The organism is Mariprofundus erugo, assembly GCF_005818865.1.
Classification (GTDB): domain Bacteria; phylum Pseudomonadota; class Zetaproteobacteria; order Mariprofundales; family Mariprofundaceae; genus Mariprofundus; species Mariprofundus erugo.
Map to the genome: position 1 here is coordinate 19,918 of NZ_VBRY01000004.1, position 16,178 is coordinate 36,095.

At 52.8% G+C, this 16,178-nt stretch carries 17 protein-coding genes and 1 tRNA gene; 4 read left to right on the forward strand and 14 right to left on the reverse strand.

The features are described 5' to 3' along the window. The first annotated feature begins 37 nt into the window (after positions 1-37). Entirely contained in the window at positions 38-580 is a 543-nt protein-coding gene (locus FEF65_RS05030; protein WP_138238711.1) for a manganese efflux pump MntP, read from the forward strand. On the opposite strand, the gene FEF65_RS05035 is transcribed toward FEF65_RS05030, so the two are convergent. Continuing rightward, positions 577-1,152, reverse strand: coding sequence for a hypothetical protein (locus tag FEF65_RS05035; RefSeq protein WP_138238712.1), 576 nt, complete (start codon positions 1,150-1,152; stop codon positions 577-579). The two genes, FEF65_RS05030 and FEF65_RS05035, sit on opposite strands and share 4 nt — an antisense overlap. Positions 1,153-1,279: 127 nt before the next feature. Between FEF65_RS05035 and FEF65_RS05040 the strand changes: the two genes are divergently transcribed. Together FEF65_RS05040 and FEF65_RS05045 are read left to right on the forward strand one after the other, a co-directional pair. Next, entirely contained in the window at positions 1,280-2,383 is a 1,104-nt protein-coding gene (locus FEF65_RS05040; RefSeq protein ID WP_138238713.1) for a GNAT family N-acetyltransferase/peptidase C39 family protein, read from the forward strand. Then, positions 2,380-3,873: a RimK family protein gene (locus tag FEF65_RS05045; RefSeq protein ID WP_238701195.1), complete on the forward strand. Its 1,494-nt coding sequence runs from the start codon at positions 2,380-2,382 to the stop codon at positions 3,871-3,873. The genes FEF65_RS05040 and FEF65_RS05045 overlap by 4 nt, the downstream gene beginning before the upstream one ends. Positions 3,874-3,929: 56 nt before the next feature. On the opposite strand, the gene FEF65_RS05050 is transcribed toward FEF65_RS05045, so the two are convergent. From FEF65_RS05050 to mazG, 4 genes are all read right to left on the reverse strand, one after another. Next, positions 3,930-5,045 carry a M14 family metallopeptidase gene (locus tag FEF65_RS05050; protein ID WP_202978234.1) on the reverse strand — a complete coding sequence of 372 codons (1,116 nt, stop codon included), beginning with the start codon at positions 5,043-5,045 and terminating at the stop codon, positions 3,930-3,932. A gap of 203 nt (positions 5,046-5,248) precedes the next feature. After that, entirely contained in the window at positions 5,249-5,803 is a 555-nt protein-coding gene (gene pgsA / locus FEF65_RS05055) for a CDP-diacylglycerol--glycerol-3-phosphate 3-phosphatidyltransferase (RefSeq protein WP_138238714.1), read from the reverse strand. Positions 5,804-5,846: 43 nt separating this feature from the next. After that, positions 5,847-6,143 carry a DUF3467 domain-containing protein gene (locus FEF65_RS05060; RefSeq protein ID WP_138238715.1) on the reverse strand — a complete coding sequence of 99 codons (297 nt, stop codon included), beginning with the start codon at positions 6,141-6,143 and terminating at the stop codon, positions 5,847-5,849. After that, positions 6,136-6,936 (reverse strand): nucleoside triphosphate pyrophosphohydrolase, encoded by an 801-nt coding sequence (mazG, locus tag FEF65_RS05065; RefSeq protein WP_138238716.1) that lies wholly within the window; start codon positions 6,934-6,936, stop codon positions 6,136-6,138. The genes FEF65_RS05060 and mazG overlap by 8 nt, the downstream gene beginning before the upstream one ends. 249 nt (positions 6,937-7,185) lie before the next feature. Here mazG and FEF65_RS05070 point away from each other — a divergent pair, with 249 nt between their 5' ends. Next, the gene (locus FEF65_RS05070; RefSeq protein ID WP_138238717.1) at positions 7,186-8,586 is read left to right on the forward strand and encodes an NAD(P)H-dependent flavin oxidoreductase; all 1,401 of its coding nucleotides are present in this window, start codon (positions 7,186-7,188) and stop codon (positions 8,584-8,586) included. Between the two features lie 295 nt (positions 8,587-8,881). Here the strand turns inward: FEF65_RS05070 and FEF65_RS05075 are convergent, their stop codons facing one another. The 9 genes from FEF65_RS05075 to FEF65_RS05115 all read right to left on the reverse strand — a co-directional run bounded on the left by FEF65_RS05075 (position 8,882) and on the right by FEF65_RS05115 (position 16,173). Beyond that, entirely contained in the window at positions 8,882-9,277 is a 396-nt protein-coding gene (locus FEF65_RS05075) for a response regulator (RefSeq protein ID WP_161595179.1), read from the reverse strand. 209 nt (positions 9,278-9,486) lie between these two features. Next, complete coding sequence (gene arsS, locus FEF65_RS05080; protein ID WP_138238719.1) at positions 9,487-10,452, reverse strand: arsenosugar biosynthesis radical SAM (seleno)protein ArsS; 966 nt, start codon at positions 10,450-10,452, stop codon at positions 9,487-9,489. A gap of 264 nt (positions 10,453-10,716) precedes the next feature. Beyond that, positions 10,717-10,792: transfer RNA gene (locus tag FEF65_RS05085), tRNA-Glu, on the reverse strand. A 623-nt stretch (positions 10,793-11,415) separates the two neighbouring features. Further along, complete coding sequence (locus FEF65_RS05090) at positions 11,416-11,610, reverse strand: Rho termination factor N-terminal domain-containing protein (RefSeq protein ID WP_138238720.1); 195 nt, start codon at positions 11,608-11,610, stop codon at positions 11,416-11,418. A gap of 159 nt (positions 11,611-11,769) precedes the next feature. Further along, on the reverse strand, positions 11,770-12,555 hold the full coding sequence (gene murI, locus FEF65_RS05095) for a glutamate racemase (RefSeq protein WP_138238721.1): 786 nt from the start codon (positions 12,553-12,555) through the stop codon (positions 11,770-11,772). 44 nt (positions 12,556-12,599) lie between these two features. Then, the gene (gene crcB, locus FEF65_RS05100) at positions 12,600-12,977 is read right to left on the reverse strand and encodes a fluoride efflux transporter CrcB (protein WP_138238722.1); all 378 of its coding nucleotides are present in this window, start codon (positions 12,975-12,977) and stop codon (positions 12,600-12,602) included. A 25-nt stretch (positions 12,978-13,002) separates the two neighbouring features. Beyond that, positions 13,003-14,328 (reverse strand): replication-associated recombination protein A, encoded by a 1,326-nt coding sequence (locus FEF65_RS05105; protein WP_138238723.1) that lies wholly within the window; start codon positions 14,326-14,328, stop codon positions 13,003-13,005. A 6-nt stretch (positions 14,329-14,334) separates the two neighbouring features. Next, positions 14,335-15,441, reverse strand: a complete 1,107-nt coding sequence (locus tag FEF65_RS05110; protein WP_138238724.1) for an OmpP1/FadL family transporter — start codon at positions 15,439-15,441, stop codon at positions 14,335-14,337. Between the two features lie 9 nt (positions 15,442-15,450). Then, the gene (locus FEF65_RS05115; RefSeq protein WP_138238725.1) at positions 15,451-16,173 is read right to left on the reverse strand and encodes a LolA family protein; all 723 of its coding nucleotides are present in this window, start codon (positions 16,171-16,173) and stop codon (positions 15,451-15,453) included. Positions 16,174-16,178 lie beyond the last annotated feature (5 nt).

Sequence of the window (16,178 nt, forward strand, 5' to 3'; positions counted from 1 at the left end):
TAACATGCGCCACCGCAGAAAAGGGGGAAGTTGAATAATGATTGAGGTAATCTTGCTGGCCGTGGCCCTGTCGATGGATGCCTTTGCTGTATCGATCGGTCTCGGAGCGAAAACAGACCAAAAAAGTGCAGGCAAACTTGCGATCCAGGCAGGCCTCTGGTTCGGCCTGTTTCAGGGCATCATGCCATTGATCGGTTATCTGGCTGGTCACGGACTGCTTGGCTGGGTTGAGGCCTGGGCTTCGTGGATTGCATTTGCGTTGCTGTTGCTGATTGGTGGCAAGATGGTATTTGAATCTTTTTCCGAAGGCGTCGAGGAGGAGATCGCCATCATTACCCACAGGGTGATGATGATGCTGGCCATCGCCACCAGTATCGATGCGATGGCGGCAGGGTTTACTCTGACTCTGCTGGATGTAAATGCCTGGCTTGCCTGTCTGATCATTGCAGCCACCACGTTCATGTTCAGCTGGGCCGGAGTCTATATCGGTCAGCGCAGTGGTACCTGGCTTGAAAGCAAAGCCGAGCTCTTCGGCGGAATCGTGCTGATTCTGATCGGCTTCAAAATGCTCCTGTTTTAGGGCCTGTTCACATCGATACGATCCACTGCCGCATGCACCATCCGGCTGCAATCGGGACAGCATGCAGAGATCAATACAGGCATCCTTTCCGCTTCAAACAAGCGCAGCTGATTTGTCACCTGTTCAACCTCCAGCCACTTTTCATCCAGCCGGATTTTTTTACAGAAACTGCAGATCGGCAGGTGGTGATCGGAAAGATCGTTGTCGGCCCGTAACAGTTGCATGCATTCGCGGTGTTCGCTCCACAGCAAGCGGCTGTTGAACTCAACCCTGCCATCTGCGAGCCGGTGCACCTCAAGCCTGATCAGGCGGCGCATGGATGAGCTATCGCAGCGGATGGAAAGAACGATGCTCTCTCCGGATGCCCTGACTGCATCAATGACAAGCTGATAGAGGCAGGCAGTCTCTGCATCAAAGCACGAGAGCAGCGGGCGACCAATCAGCTGAGCAGGTGTACAGCGTTCATCCGCACCATTCAGGTTGGTGAAATCAAGCCAGTTCTCACTCAATGCACAGATGCGGTTCTGTGCATCAATCTGATAAACAAGCATTTGCTCGCCGGTTAACACCATCACTCCTCCAGTCGATACGACAGGGGCAATCCTGCAATGATCACTGACTCTGATATTGCAGTCTCTGGCAGAGTTGGTCAATTACATTTATAATCCATTTCCATATGGCCCAGCCATTTCTTCCGGGATGATTCGTCCAGCCTTAGCCGCAGATTTGCCGGCACTGATCACTATTGAAAAGCGCTGCTTTGATGCGGATCGCATCTCCGAGCGCAGCTTCCATCATCTGTTAACCCGTGCGAATGCCCTGACCCTGATCGAGGAGAAGCGGGGAACCATACGCGGTTATGTAATGCTGTTGTTTCACCGCAACACCTCGATCACCCGCATGTATTCCCTGGCCGTTGATCCGTTATGGCGCGGGAAGGGGATCGCTCATGCACTGATTGCGGCCGCAGAAGCGAAAGCCCTCGATCGGGGCATGGTATCCATGCGCCTTGAGGTGCGCGTTGATAACAGCGGTGCCCAGGCACTGTATCGAAAGCTTGGCTACCGGCCGTTTGCAACTGTCAGCCAATATTATGAAGACGATGCTGACGCATTGCGGCTTGAAAAAGAGCTCGCTCCCCATCTTTCCGCAAAAAAGTCGCCCGTCCCGTTTTACGCCCAGACCCTGGAATTCACCTGCGGGCCTGCATGCCTGATGATGGCCATGAAGGCGTTGTCGCCAAAAATGAAGCTGAATCGCACCCTTGAGCTCAGACTCTGGCGCGAAGCAACCAGTATCTTCATGACCTCCGGTCATGGCGGCTGCAGCCCTTACGGCCTTGCACTCTCCGCCCGCCAGCGTGGATATCAGGTGACACTCTATGTACGCAGGGACCCGGAGATGTTTGTCGACTCCGTGCGCAATGATGAAAAGCGCGAGGTCATCCGGCTGGTGCAGAAAGATTTTATTCAGGAGATAGGGCGCTCCGATATTCAGGTGCGTGAAAGAGCCATCACCATTGCAGAGATGGAAAAGCGTTTTCGCGCCGGTGCCATCCCGATTGTGCTGGTCAGCTCCTATCGCCTGACCGGTGACAAATCTCCTCACTGGGTCGTAATTACCGGCTTTGATGAGCACTTTATTTATATCAATGAACCGTTTGTTGATCGGGATGACGGGGAGACCGAAACCACCTGTATCGGCATCCCCATTTCCCGGAGCGAATTTGAGCGCATGACCCGGTATGGCAAAAACCGGCAATACGCAGCCGTGCTACTGAAAAGGATGGAATCAACATCATGAATCTGAACCCGCGTTACACCATTGTTGTGGATCGCGCATCTGACTGGAAGTGGGAGATCGATGGCCTGCGCATTCTGGAAGCGGATGAATATCTGACCCACTGGAGTCGGCCGAAAAAACGCCCCATTCGCATCATCAACCTCTGCCGGCGCTACAGCTATCTGAGCGGTGGCTATTACTGCTCTCTGCTGGCGGAGGCCCGTAACGATCTGCCGATGCCAACGGTGGCGGATATTCTCGATCTCTCCCGTCGCAGTCTGTATGCCTTTGCGCTGCCCGAGCTCAACCAGCGTATGAATAATACATTCCAGCGCCTGGCTGAACCGCCGGAGAGCGATTTCACCCTTTATATCTTCTTCGGTCAGGCCAGTGACAGCCGCTTTCACCGCCTGGCCAACGAGATTTTTGATATCTTCCGCTATCCGCTGATCAAGGTGCGTATTGCTGTGGGTGCAAACAGAGCCATCAAATCCATCACCCCTCTGGGGCTGGACAAGGTGGTGAAGGATAATCTGGCCACGTTCTTCGAGCAGAGTATCCGCCACTATACACGCCTGCCGGAACGCCGGCGCAGCAGCCGCAAACATGCGCTTTACGATCTGGCTATCCTTGCTAATCCGGGCGAACAATTGCCACCGTCGGATGCCGATGCACTTCAACGGTTTGTCAAAGCAGGAAAAGCACTGCGCATGGATGTCGAGATCATTCAGGCACGTGACTATCATCGTATCCCCGAATTTGACGGGCTGTTTTTACGCGAAACAACGGCACTGGATAACCACACCTTCCGTTTTGCCCGTAAGGCCGAGGCAGAAGGGCTGCCTGTCATCGATGATTCCAAATCAATCCTGCGTTGTACCAACAAGGTCTATATGTGGGAGCGTTTAAGTAACCATCAGCTGCCAACGCCGCATACCATTCCGCTCAATCGGGCAGTGTTCGATGAGCAGGTTATCACCATGCTGGAAGAACAGCTTGGTTATCCGATGGTATTGAAAATACCCGATGGCTGCTTCTCGCGTGGCATGTTCAAGGCGGCCAACAGGGGGCAGGTAAGGGATGCTGCCGCCAGCCTGTTTGCCAACTCTCGCCTGATCCTGGCACAGGAGTTTATGTATACCGCCTACGACTGGCGTATCGGCATTTTAAACGGCAAGCCGCTTTTTGCCTGTAAATATAAAGCATCAAGAGGGCACTGGCAGATCGTCAACCACAAGGATGACGGCAGTGTGGTGGCCGGAGGTTTCCAGACGCTGGCGGTTGAGGATGCGCCCGAACACGTGGTCAGCCTGGCCACAAAGGCAGCGGCCTTAATCGGAAACAGCCTCTACGGGGTAGACCTGAAAGAGAATGATCGGGGCGTATTCGTCATCGAGATCAATGATAATCCGAATGTGGATCACGGTGTTGAGGATAAGGTACTCAAGGGCGAGCTTTACACGGAGATCATGCGTGAATTTATCCGGCGGATTGATGCTTCCCGTTTGTAAAGCGCTAACAGCGCGGATTGCGGGAGAAGGGGAGTGCCCCGCATAAAAACCATGATCTATTCATGACTTACCTTATTTACCTCACCTGAAAGGCCACTCAGCGCCTGGGCAATACACTGACGGCTGCGAAACAGAAGCATCTGCTGCCAGTCCCGGGTTGCCGGGTAAAAGTGCCGACGAATATCCGCCTTGATGCTCCGTGTGTGCGGTGCATGCCAGTCCGGCTCCCCCTGCCGATGCAACCAGTGATCGGCCCGCAATACCCGGATCATATTTTCAAACGAATAGGTACCGAACTCAAGGGCGATAAAAACCACCACATCTCCCAGCATCTGCTGCCAGCCGTAATCGGATAAGCCCTCTTTGGCCACTGAGGTGGATGTGCCCATTGCAGGTTCGGTGACCGATGCACCATACCACTGACGGGCAAGTCGCACACCGGTACTGTCAGGAGCATGGTCACAGATCGGCTCGCCATAGCCGAACGGCCCGAGACCTGTGTGAAAATCAAGCACAGCGACACGACGGCGCTGCTTGAGATGGAACTGCTCAACAATCGTCTCAACGGTCCGCCGTGACCATGAGGGCTGGATTCCGCCGTAAAAAAGACCATCGGCATGGGTGAACTGGCCGGCGGAAAGGGCGGATTCATAGGCTTCCCGACCAAAATAGTCGGCGTATTCGCTCAGGCGGAGATCAGCAGCAGCAAGCGCACGCTCATCAAGGTCATGTGGTACGATGGCATCAGCCAGCTGGCAGTAGCCGTGATTTTCCGGCAACGGGCGCGAGAAATCGATAAAGTTTCGATTCAGATCAACACCCTCTTCATTCACCCGGCGCAGCCAGGCAAAACCATGAGGATTCAGTGCATGCACCATCAGCACAGCCGTATCATCCGGTACACAGCCATGGCGTAACCAGTCAATTTGCGCCGCAGAACCACAAAAGCCTTCCACACCATGTGTAGCTGACAACAGCACCAGTACAGATGTCGCATCCTTAGCGCCACACCAGACCACATCAGAGGCCAGCGCCTCACCGGTCGGCCCCGTGAACGGATGCGAATAACTGGTAACCTCGAAGCCGGCCACCTGTGCTGAGGCAAGAAAGCGGCGGCGAGCATCCGCATAATCGCTGGCAAACACATCGGCATGGAATGGAGCAACAGGCATTGAAACCTGCATCATGGTGCAACCTCGCTGAGGAGATAGTGATGGATTGTGCCATCCGGGCAAACAATCAGAACGCCATCATTTCAATTCAGGACATCTCTCAATTGAGCATCATCCTGCGGCTGACAAAGCCAGGCAAGGTGCTGCAGCAACAGGCCTTGTAAACTGCCACAGCCCGACAGCATAAGTGTGTGAAAAGGGGGCTACTCGGCGGATTGATCCATCAATTCAGGCCATGCATCACGGACATATTCATACCCGGACCACAATGTCAGGCCGGCAGCAACCCAGAGCAAAACCAGTCCGATTTCATGCATGGAAATGCCCATGACATTGATATGCAGCAGCAGGGTGGCAATGGCGATCATCTGTATGGCCGTCTTCCATTTGGCAATGCGTGATACATGAACCACCGTCGCCCGCTGGGCAAGCCATTCACGCAATGCACCAATCGCGATTTCGCGACCAATAATAATAACGGCAAGAACAGCAGGGGCCTGACCGCTGGATACCAGCAGTACCAGTGCCGCCGCAACAAGCAACTTATCGGCAACAGGGTCAAGAAAGCGCCCGAATGGCGTCTCCTCACCACGAGAGCGGGCAAGATAGCCATCAAACCAGTCGGTAATAGCAGCCAGCGTAAACAGGATGGCGGATGCCCAGTAACCGGAGCTTCCCGGCAAATAGAATGCCAGTAAAAAGACCGGAATAATAATCACCCGGCCAATGGTTAACTGATTGGAAAGCGTCCACTTCATACGGGGCCAGTATCGCTGAAGTTGCCGCCGGGTAAAGGACTGATCAATGCGTTGTCACAGATGAGGGGGTCTTCAGCGGAGCAACCGTCTTGATTTCGCCATAGGCGGACTCGTAGCGGCTGATATTTTCATTAAGGATCGAGACAATGCGTTTGGCATGTGAAGGAGATACAAGCACGCGCGCATTGACCAGGCCGACCGGAGGCGTAGCCAGTATAAAATCGAGCACGAACTCTTCACGCGTATGGGTAACAACCATCTGGTTGGCATAAACGCCGCGCTGAATCTCGGCAGGAAACTGAATCTGCATCTCGTGTTGTGAATCTTCTCTGTCACTCATCGGAGTGCTCCTGTTGTTTTTTGACATCCTGATACAGCGCTTCCTGCTCATCCAGACTCAGCTGCTCAAGCGATGTTGCATGGATCTGCGCTTCATGCTCCATGCCTCTGAAACGCCGTGCAAATTTCCGGCTGGTTTTCATCAGACACAATTCAGCATCAAGATCGAGTTTGCGCGCCAGGTTAGCAAGCGTAAACAACACATCACCGAACTCATCTTCAAGCCGGTCCAGACCGGCCTGTGTCGTAATTTCATGCTCAAGCTCAGTCATCTCTTCACGCATTTTGGTCATCACATCGGCAGCATATTGCCAGTCAAAGCCGACACGCGCCGCACGCTGTTGCTGTTTCTGGGCATATTTCAGAGCCGGCAGCGGAGGAATACCATCCATCAGACTGGTACGACCGGTGTGTTCCGCATCTTTCAATGTATCCCACTGGCGGCTTAAATCAGCAGGGCGCGCATGCTCGAATACATGCGGATGACGATAAATCATCTTGCTTACCAGCGTATCGATGACATCACCGAGATTAAACTGATCGGCTTCTTCAGCCAGGTGTGCGTAAAAAACAACCTGCAGCAACAAATCACCAAGTTCGTTCTTAAGCGGGAGCCAGTGCCCCTGATTGGCCTCATCAACGGCTTCCAGAACCTCGTGAACCTCTTCAAGGGTATAGCGTCGCAAGGAGTGAAGTGTTTGCTCACGATCCCAGGGACATTCATCCCGAAGAATTTGCATCAGCGTACGCAACTTATCGTAATAATTATCTTTATCGTGGATACGTTCAGGCATGGTTACTTCCATAACTTTACATAATATTCATTATGCGACATTGCATATTGATTGCTGGCAGAGCTCATACACCTGCCTTCAGCGCTTTTACGAGCAATCCGGCGAGCATGGCCAAAACAGATTTCAAAATCAAATACACGGCCGTCAGATTGATAGAGTGCGCACACATTTTTGCCACTGCCCCCGGGCTTTGATAGTCTCAGCGGCCGGCGACGCAGCCAGATGCTTTTGCAGTAAAAGGACCCACTCATGGCTTTTGATCTTCAACCGATCACCATCTCAGGCAAGGAAGTACTTCCGCTCATTGAGGGCGGCAAAGGCGTTGCCGTATCCACAGGCGAAAGTTCCGGTGCCTGGGCTGCAGCTGGCGGCGTCGGTACATTTTCTGCCGTCAATGCCGACAGTGTTGATGAAAACGGTAACATTGTCCGCACCATTTATCATGGAAAAAACCGTTTGCAGCGCTTTGATGAGCTTGTCTCCCAGGCGATTGCCGGTGGTATCAAACAGGCGCGCATCGCGCATGAAGTATCCAATGGTCAGGGCCGTTTGCATATGAATGTGCTCTGGGAAATGGGCGGCGCCGAGCGGGTACTTGAAGGTGTCATGGATGGTGCCAAAGGCATGATTCATGGTATTACCTGTGGTGCCGGCATGCCCTTCCGACTGGCTGCACTGGCCGCCAAGCATCAGGTACACTATTACCCGATTGTGTCATCAGCACGCGCATTCCGCGCCCTCTGGATGCGCTCATACCGCAAGCTTCCTGATCTGCTCGGCGGCGTTGTTTATGAAGATCCATGGCTGGCTGGCGGTCATAATGGTCTGTCCAACTCGGAAAGTCCGGATGTGCCGGAATCCCCATATCCTCGCGTAGCTGCTCTTCGTCAGACCATGAATGAATTCGGCCTGCACAACACGCCGATTGTCATGGCCGGTGGTGTATGGTTTCTGCGTGAGTGGGCAAACTGGCTGAATAACCCTGAAATCGGCCCGATTACCTTCCAGTACGGCACTCGTCCCTTGTTAACACAGGAGAGCCCTATTTCTGATGCCTGGAAACAGCGCCTGCTTAAACTGAAAAAAGGCGATATTAAACTCAACCGTTTCTCGCCAACCGGCTTTTATTCATCTGCTGTTTACAACTCGTTTCTGCATGAACTGTATGCGCGTTCTGATCGTGAAATGGCATTTGTAGATCACCCTGCCGGTGATCATACCGCTGAATTCACCTTTGGTGTGCGCAACAAACAGGTCTACCTGACGCCCTATGATCTTAAACGGGCAAAAGAGTATGTAACCGAAGGATTCAGTAAACCGCTGGCTACACCGGACTCTACACTTATCTTTGTAACCCCTGAAAAAGCAAAGGAAATCAGACAGGATCAGCTAGACTGCATGGGCTGTCTGTCACAATGTCAGTTCAGTAACTGGGCCGCCAATGAGCAAGGCACCACCGGCCGCAAGGCGGATCCGCGCAGCTTCTGCATTCAGAAAACGCTGCAGGATATCGCTCATGGTGGTAACCCGGATACCAACCTGATGTTTGCCGGCCATGCCGCCTACCGCTTTGCTGAAGACCCCTTCTATGCCAATGGCTTTGTGCCCACAGTGAAGCAACTGATCGATCGCATCTGCACAGGCGACTAAAACCGCGTCACCCATCCTTGATGACGCCCTGTTGCACGCATGGAAACGGGATCATGCATGCAACAGGGCATTTTTTTTATTCAAAGCCGCCCCGATATTTTTGTCCTGCGAATCCCTCATACGAGCCATTCACTGCATCCGCAGCTCTTTTCTGTAGTGAATCACTCGGTTCGGCAAATCTATAAGGGGAAATCAAGCGGCATCCATTCATCTTGACCTGAACTGGTTCCCGGACTTCCGCGATGAACCGATTTTTGCTCGACCATAAGCCACGGAAACAAGCCCCCTTCTGCCATTACGCATCAAAAACCATGGCATTCATACTGCAGTGCAGGGAATCGATATCGATCGGCTTGTAAATCAGCACGGCATTCAAGCGTTCGACCTCTTTCAACAGCCCTGCATCAGCAAAACCGGTAATCGCTATGATCGGAAGCAGTGGATTATGATGACGGACCCTGCCGATCAACTCGCTGCCATCCATTTGCGGCATACAAATATCCGTCATCAACAAATCAATCGAATGATGATTTTGCTCGAACAGCGTCAATGCCTGTTTGCCATTGGCGGCTTCAATCACGTCATAACCGAAAGACTCAATAATCTGCAGCAGAAGCTCACGAATCGAGTGATCGTCATCCACCAGTAACACCCGTTTGACCTGCTCTGAACGTATCTGACCTATAGTCATCATATAACCTCACATCCAGCCACACAGGCATGCAGTCACGCCCGGGGGAAAGATTGCTGTGATTACATATCACAGTACTATTTATTTAAACATAGTCAGGATTATAAAAACCGATATCAGATAAATTCCTATTTAACAGTACGGATATATCAAATGGGTTGCCTGCAATCGCGATCAACAGTCATCAGAGATCATCAGAGTCACACAGATCAACGTTCAAGCGCACCACCACAACTTGACCCCTGGCCTGCGGTGCACCCATAGCAGTGGTCCATCACGATAACCCCGTTACCTCTGATATCCTGATGGATAAGGTCACGAAGATGCACATGCCCCCCCTGCTCCGCAGTCATGGCCAGATTCAGCATCTGATTAAAATCACAATCGTAAACATAACCCTGCCAGTCGACACTGATCAGACGTTTGCACATCACACCTGCGAGATTTTTTTCGCTGAATGATTTACGTAACAGATGCATGTAATCATCCAGTGTACCGCGCGAAACCAGCATACTTCCAAATCGCTGAATCGGCATATTGGTAATCGTAAACAAACTGTTGAAGACAATGCCATAGCGCTGGTACAACTCCCGCTTGTAGGCCGCTTCAAGAGGCTTCTGGGGAGGAGGCAAACTCGGCCCCTGCGGATTATACACCAGCGTCAGTGAAAGCCCTGAGCCCTCATGACCATAGCCGGCATCATTCAAACGTGTCAGGGCACGAATACTGCGCTCAAATACCCCCTTACCACGCTGTGCATCAACATTGTCCTCCAGATAACAGGGCAGCGATGCAACCACCTCCACGCCATGAGCGGCCAGAAAGGAGACCAGATCACCGTGTTCCGGTTCCTCCAGAATGGTCAGATTACAACGGTCAATCACCCGTACACCCACTGCTCTGGCCCGTTGAACCAGCATACGAAAGTGCGGGTTCATTTCAGGTGCACCACCGGTCAGATCGAGCGTTACAATTTTTCCGGCCTCAAGAAACTCAAGGATGCACTCCACGTTCTCCCTGCTCATGATTTCCGTCCGGCGCGGGCCTGCATTGACATGGCAGTGCAGACAGGACTGATTACATAGATAACCGAGATTCACCTGCAATGTGTCCAGACTCTCCCGCTGAATCGCCGGAAAATCAGTTCGCTTCAGTAATGGCAACATCTCGTGCATAACCAAAATCCACCTTTTAAATCGCTGTTGTGATCTTCAGGCAGATCATAGGGTGAAAGGTCATGAATTTCATTACTGGAAGAATCACATCATATGGAGCACAAAAACGGGCGCCCGGCGGATCAGTTGATGCCCCATCAAAGGCAGGCTCAACAAAAATGGCCAACTCACACGCGATGGATATGAACCAGTTATGTGAACCGACCAATGCGAACAGGCTGAAATAAAAAAAGCACCTACAGTTTCCTGTAAGTGCTTTTTGTTTGGCGTCCCCAAGGGGATTCGAACCCCTGTTGCCGCCGTGAAAGGGCGGTGTCCTAGGCCTCTAGACGATGGGGACCTGTTGGAACGCGGCGAACAATATCGTACATTTCGACCGCGTCAATAAAAAATTTCACATAAATTTTTGCATGACAATATCACGCCCGATCGGCGCTGAATCGCTCCTCCTTTACCGCGAGCGAAATGCCTGAAAACATGATGTAAATTCCTGTCGTAACCGACGAATAAACATATAAGTACATAGAGATAGACCGTGAACTCAGAGAGCTTTATCAGAGGTGGAATCACAATCCATGGCAAGATTAAAAAGGTTCATCGCGTAAGTGCGGGAGCCAGTTGCCGGTCAAGATGAGTGGATGCCGCCTGATTACCCCCCTTATGGATTTGCCGAGCAGAGTGACTCACTACAGAAACAACTGCGGATGCAGCGGCTGTAGTGAATGGCTCGCATGAGGGGATCCGCAGAACAAAAATATCGGGGCGGCTTTCTTTCCCCCCTTTCTTTAGCGCTAAAGAAAGGGGGATGCTCTGCTTTAGCAGAGTATTCTGTGTCGCTTTAAAAGCATCGTATCGCTTACAGGGAATCAAAAACTTTCTTCAGCCTATTGCGTACTGATGCGCGATGAACAATAAAAAGGGGCCCTGTCGGGCCCCTTTCGTCTGGCAGATGAAACGGCTAATTCAGCCCTGGCATTCAGCCCGGAACAGGCATGGCGTAACAGCACAGTCGGTAATCTGCTGAAAGCATGGATCATTGCCTTCTGCAACCTGAATGGCACGGATCAATTCGGCCTTGTTCAGTTTGGCTGCATTCTTCATCTTGAGTTCAGAGGCCATTTCCAATAACTCTTTCTTGGTTACTTTCTTGCTGCTCATAAAATTCTACCACCTTATTTGTTTTGTCCGCATAGTAACTAGTTATTTTTTATGGGCAAGTTAACACATGAAGAGCCTTGCCGTCGTGTCACAAAATGCCACGCTGCTGACAAGGCGAATATTTCATCGGATTTCACATACTATCAGGGTGAAAAGCATTCACTCCATCCGTCTGAGCATCACAGGCGTATGCCACAACTGGCTCATAACCGGCTCAACGATGGCACAGTCGCCACTACTCCAGAACTCGACAGCCCCACCACCTTCACCTCCTGCTCGCAACTGATGGGCTTCAAGCTGGCGTTGCAACTGGCGAGCGATGGCAGCACCTGTATCGATAATACGAATGTCATCACCCGCCACCTGCCGGATCAGCGGCATAAGAAACGGATAGTGCGTACAGCCAAGCACAAGTGTATCAATCCCCTGTTCCAGTAGCGGCTGGAGATAGGAGAGAAGCAGCAGACGCGTTTTTTCACTCATCAGCTCCCCCTTCTCAACCTGCTCCACCAGCCCCGGACAAGGCTGCACAAGAATCCGTACATGATGGTCAAACTGGGCTTTTAAACCGTTGAATTTACCACTGGCAACCGTTGCCCTGGTGGCCAGCACACCGACCACTCCCGTGCGACTGCCGGTGACTGCCGGCTTGATCGCAGGCTCCATGCCGATAACGGGAATCGGTGATCGTTCGCGCAGCGCATGAATGGCAACCGCTGTGGCTGTATTGCATGCCACCACCAGCGCCTTGACCTGTTTGTGATGAAAGAAGTCGGCGACCTCAAGGCAGCGGGCCAGCACCACCTCTGCCGGCTTGCAGCCATAAGGCATATAGGCGTTATCGGCCAGATAGATCAGTGATTCATCCGGCAGCTGAGCATGAATATGGGCCAGGACAGAGAGACCACCCACACCGGAATCAAATACTCCGACACTCTGATTCACAGACTCTGTTACCTCAAACCCATCATCAATAAGCTCACATCCGGCTAGAGCGCCCGGGCAAGCTGCACACCGAGCCAGGTCAGACCAAGACAGATCACGACCTGACCGACAATATTAACCAGAGCAAGCTGAAAGGCTCCCTCCTGCAACAGGCGAATCGACTCCAGCGAATAGGTCGAAAACGTCGTGAAAGCCCCGAGAAAACCCACTGTAACCGCCAGACGGACAAGCTCTCCGGCAGTGGAGCGCTCAACCAGCCAGACAAACAGAAAACCAAGCAGAAATGATCCGACAGTATTGACTGCCAGCGTACCCCACGGGAATGCACTGCCGGCAGCAAATTTCTGAACCGACGAAGCAACCAGCCAGCGCATCACTGCACCGATAGCCCCCCCTGCCGCAACCGCTAACAGTTGTTGCATCACAGGGATTCCCCCGTCGCTATTTTCACGACTTGTGACCTTCCCGGCGCGCAGCAAGCCAGTCCATACGCTCTTTCAGCGTTCGCTCAAAACCGCGATCCACCGGCAGGTAGAGTGCCGGTTGCCCCAAACCATCCGGGAAATGCTGCTGATTGACGACAGCATGTTCGGCATTATGGGCATACTGATAGCCGGCACCGTGCCCCAACTGCTTCATCAGTTTGGTCGGCGCATTACGCAAATGCATCGGCACATCCGCTGCACGCGTTTCACCGGCAAGCGCCCGTGCCTGTTTCTCGGCCATATAGGCGGCATTACTTTTCGGCGACAGAGCCAGATAGATTGCCGCTTCAAATAATCCCTGCTCCCCTTCCGGAGAACCGAGAATTTCATACATACGATGGGCATCGAGTGTGATATTCAATGCCTTCGGATCGGCCAGGCCGATATCCTCGGTCGCCATGCGAATCAGTCGTCGGGCAATATAAAGAGGTTGCTCACCCGCCTCCAGCATGCGTGCCAGCCAGTAGACGGCGGCATCGGCATCCGAATCACGGATGCATTTGTGCAGCGCAGAAATGAGGTCGTAATGGGCATCACCGTCGCGATCATAGCGGGCAGCCCGCCTGAGACTTTGCGCAATCACCTTCTCTTTTGACCAGATGCGCGAAGCGTCTGCCTGAAATAATGCCTCCAGAGCATTCAGCGCATAACGGGCATCGCCGTCACTGTTTTCCGCCAGCCAGGCAATGGCATCATCCGCCACGGCAAACGTGCCCGACTGTGACACAAGATGGTGGCAGGCACGCTGCAAAATAGCGGCAATATCAGTCGCCTTGAGTGGCTGCAGCACAATCACCCGACAACGGGACAACAGCGCATTATTCAGCGAAAAAGAGGGGTTTTCGGTTGTTGCCCCGACAAGGATCAGGGTGCCATCTTCAATATATGGCAGCAGTACATCCTGCTGGGCCTTGTTAAAGCGATGGATTTCGTCAAGAAACAGCAGCCACGTCTGCCCGGCAGCCCTGGCTCGCCTGACCACATCCTGCACCTCGGCCTTGCCGGCAGATACAGCGGAAAGTTGTGCAAACGGTATACCGGCAGCGGTGGCCATCAGGGTAGCCAGCGTTGTTTTACCAACGCCGGGCGGTCCCCAGAAGATACATGAACAACAGCGTCCGTCACTGATCATGGCCGCAAACCATGACTCGTTTCGGGTTAAATCAGGTTGCCCTGCCACATCCTGCAGCAGGGACGGGCGAATCCGGCAAGCCAGCGGCACAGTCACATCGGCAACGTGGGAGTAAGCTGCGTTGCCGTGATCCAGCAGTGATCCCTGTTTGCTCACAAACTGTCAGTCGAAATGTTTGGAAACAGTGAGTGCAATGGCCATACGACGATCGCGATATTCACCCGCATAGGCACCGGTTGCAGTTTTCTTGCTGTAGAACACATATTGTGCGGCAAGATCGCCATGTACACCCAGCAAATCACCGCCACCACCAAGACTGATGCGATGACCATCCTGATCAGCAATCACAGGGTTATAGTTCAGGGTACGGTTGGCCCCCTGCTCATAGGCATACCCCATGCGCAGCTGAACATTTTCACGCCATGTCCAGGTGACACCGGCCATGGCCGTCAACGTATCACGCAAATTCAGTGCATTCGTCTGGGTAACAGCGCCGGTGACATTCATGTCCTTCAACACCGACCAGCGACTCCATTTCACATCTGTTTCAAATCGCAGTACATCGCTAATGTTATAAGCGATGGCAGCGGTTGCCTGGTCCGGCAGCTTGAACGACAGAGAACTTCCCTGTCCCTTAGCCTTGACCTTGCTTCCTGAACGGTAGACCAGTCCGAGCGACCAGTCGGGCAATGGCTTCCACAACAGCGATGCGTGGCCACCGAAACCGGCAATATCACTGCCTTTAAAGTTGGTAGCGCCCTGAGATATCGTGGCACGGGTAAAATACCAGTCCGCGCCCATGCCCAGAGCCAGATCACTGCTCACAGCATAAACAACATCCGCCATGGTATGATCCACGGTAATCTTGCTGATACCACCTGTTGCAGGGAAAGCATCAATCCAGCTGTTGTTCACCTGGTAAAGTGGCGAGAAACCGAATCCTGCTGAAAGATTGCTATTGCGTGACGTCCACGCTGCATAAATATAGGCAGCTGTCGGTTCCGTACCGGTATTGGAAAATACCCCGGCTGGCGATTTAAGTGAGGAGTTTCGATAGTTCATGGTGATACCACCGGTGACATTCACACCCTCGCGCAACCAGGCGATCCCGGCCGGGTTATAGGCCAACGCCGACGCATCACTCGCCGTAGCAGCAAATGCATTGGAGACACCGGCTGCGGCAGCCGACTGATTCACCTGTTCGAATCCACCCGCCTGAGCTGATGTGGCAGAAGCAAGGGCTGCAACTAATATCACTGTACGTTTCATTTAAAATCCTTATTCGGCACGAAGTGGCAGAACTTCAGCTGAGCGGAGATCAAGTACCTCCACGCCAGCGGGCGGGGTGAAGCTAAATAGTTTCTCTGATGGTGCAACGTATGAGCAACCGGTCAGTGTCATCAGGTTGCGGTTGCCCAGCAAATCCTCACGGTCTATCGAGACCAGATGGCCCGCCTTTGAAAAACCAAGCCAGACCGGTGGCGCATCAGCCACATGCACCTTGTAGCTGTGAATCTCCTGCGTGCTATCGAAACGCTGTTCCTGCATGGTGATATCGGAAAGTTTCACATGGCCGGCAAGCAGCTGCATCACCACCGGGTTGACCGTTTCAAGGTCGGTCAGGCGTTCAGCCTGCATCAAATCCGGTTCATAATGCCAGATCACCTGGCCATCACCGATATAGAGCTGATCATATGGCAAACGGTACTGCCAGCGAAAACGACCGGGCTTCAGGATGGCAAGACTGCCGGCATAATGCTTGGCACCACCATCAGCAAAGGTCATGAGCTGATCAAAGCTGCATTGAAAGCCGCTCAAATCGGCCAGTTTGCGGATATTTGTGGAAAAACCACCGCCCTTTTGTGAGCTGTCAATCTCCCACTCCTGTTTGACACTGGCCGCCATCAGCGACGACGGGTTCACAGTGCCGATACAGAACAGCAACGGCAGCGAAACCAGCAATTTCCCGGCCCGATCGGCCTTGTCTTTAAAGAGACCCATCGTCC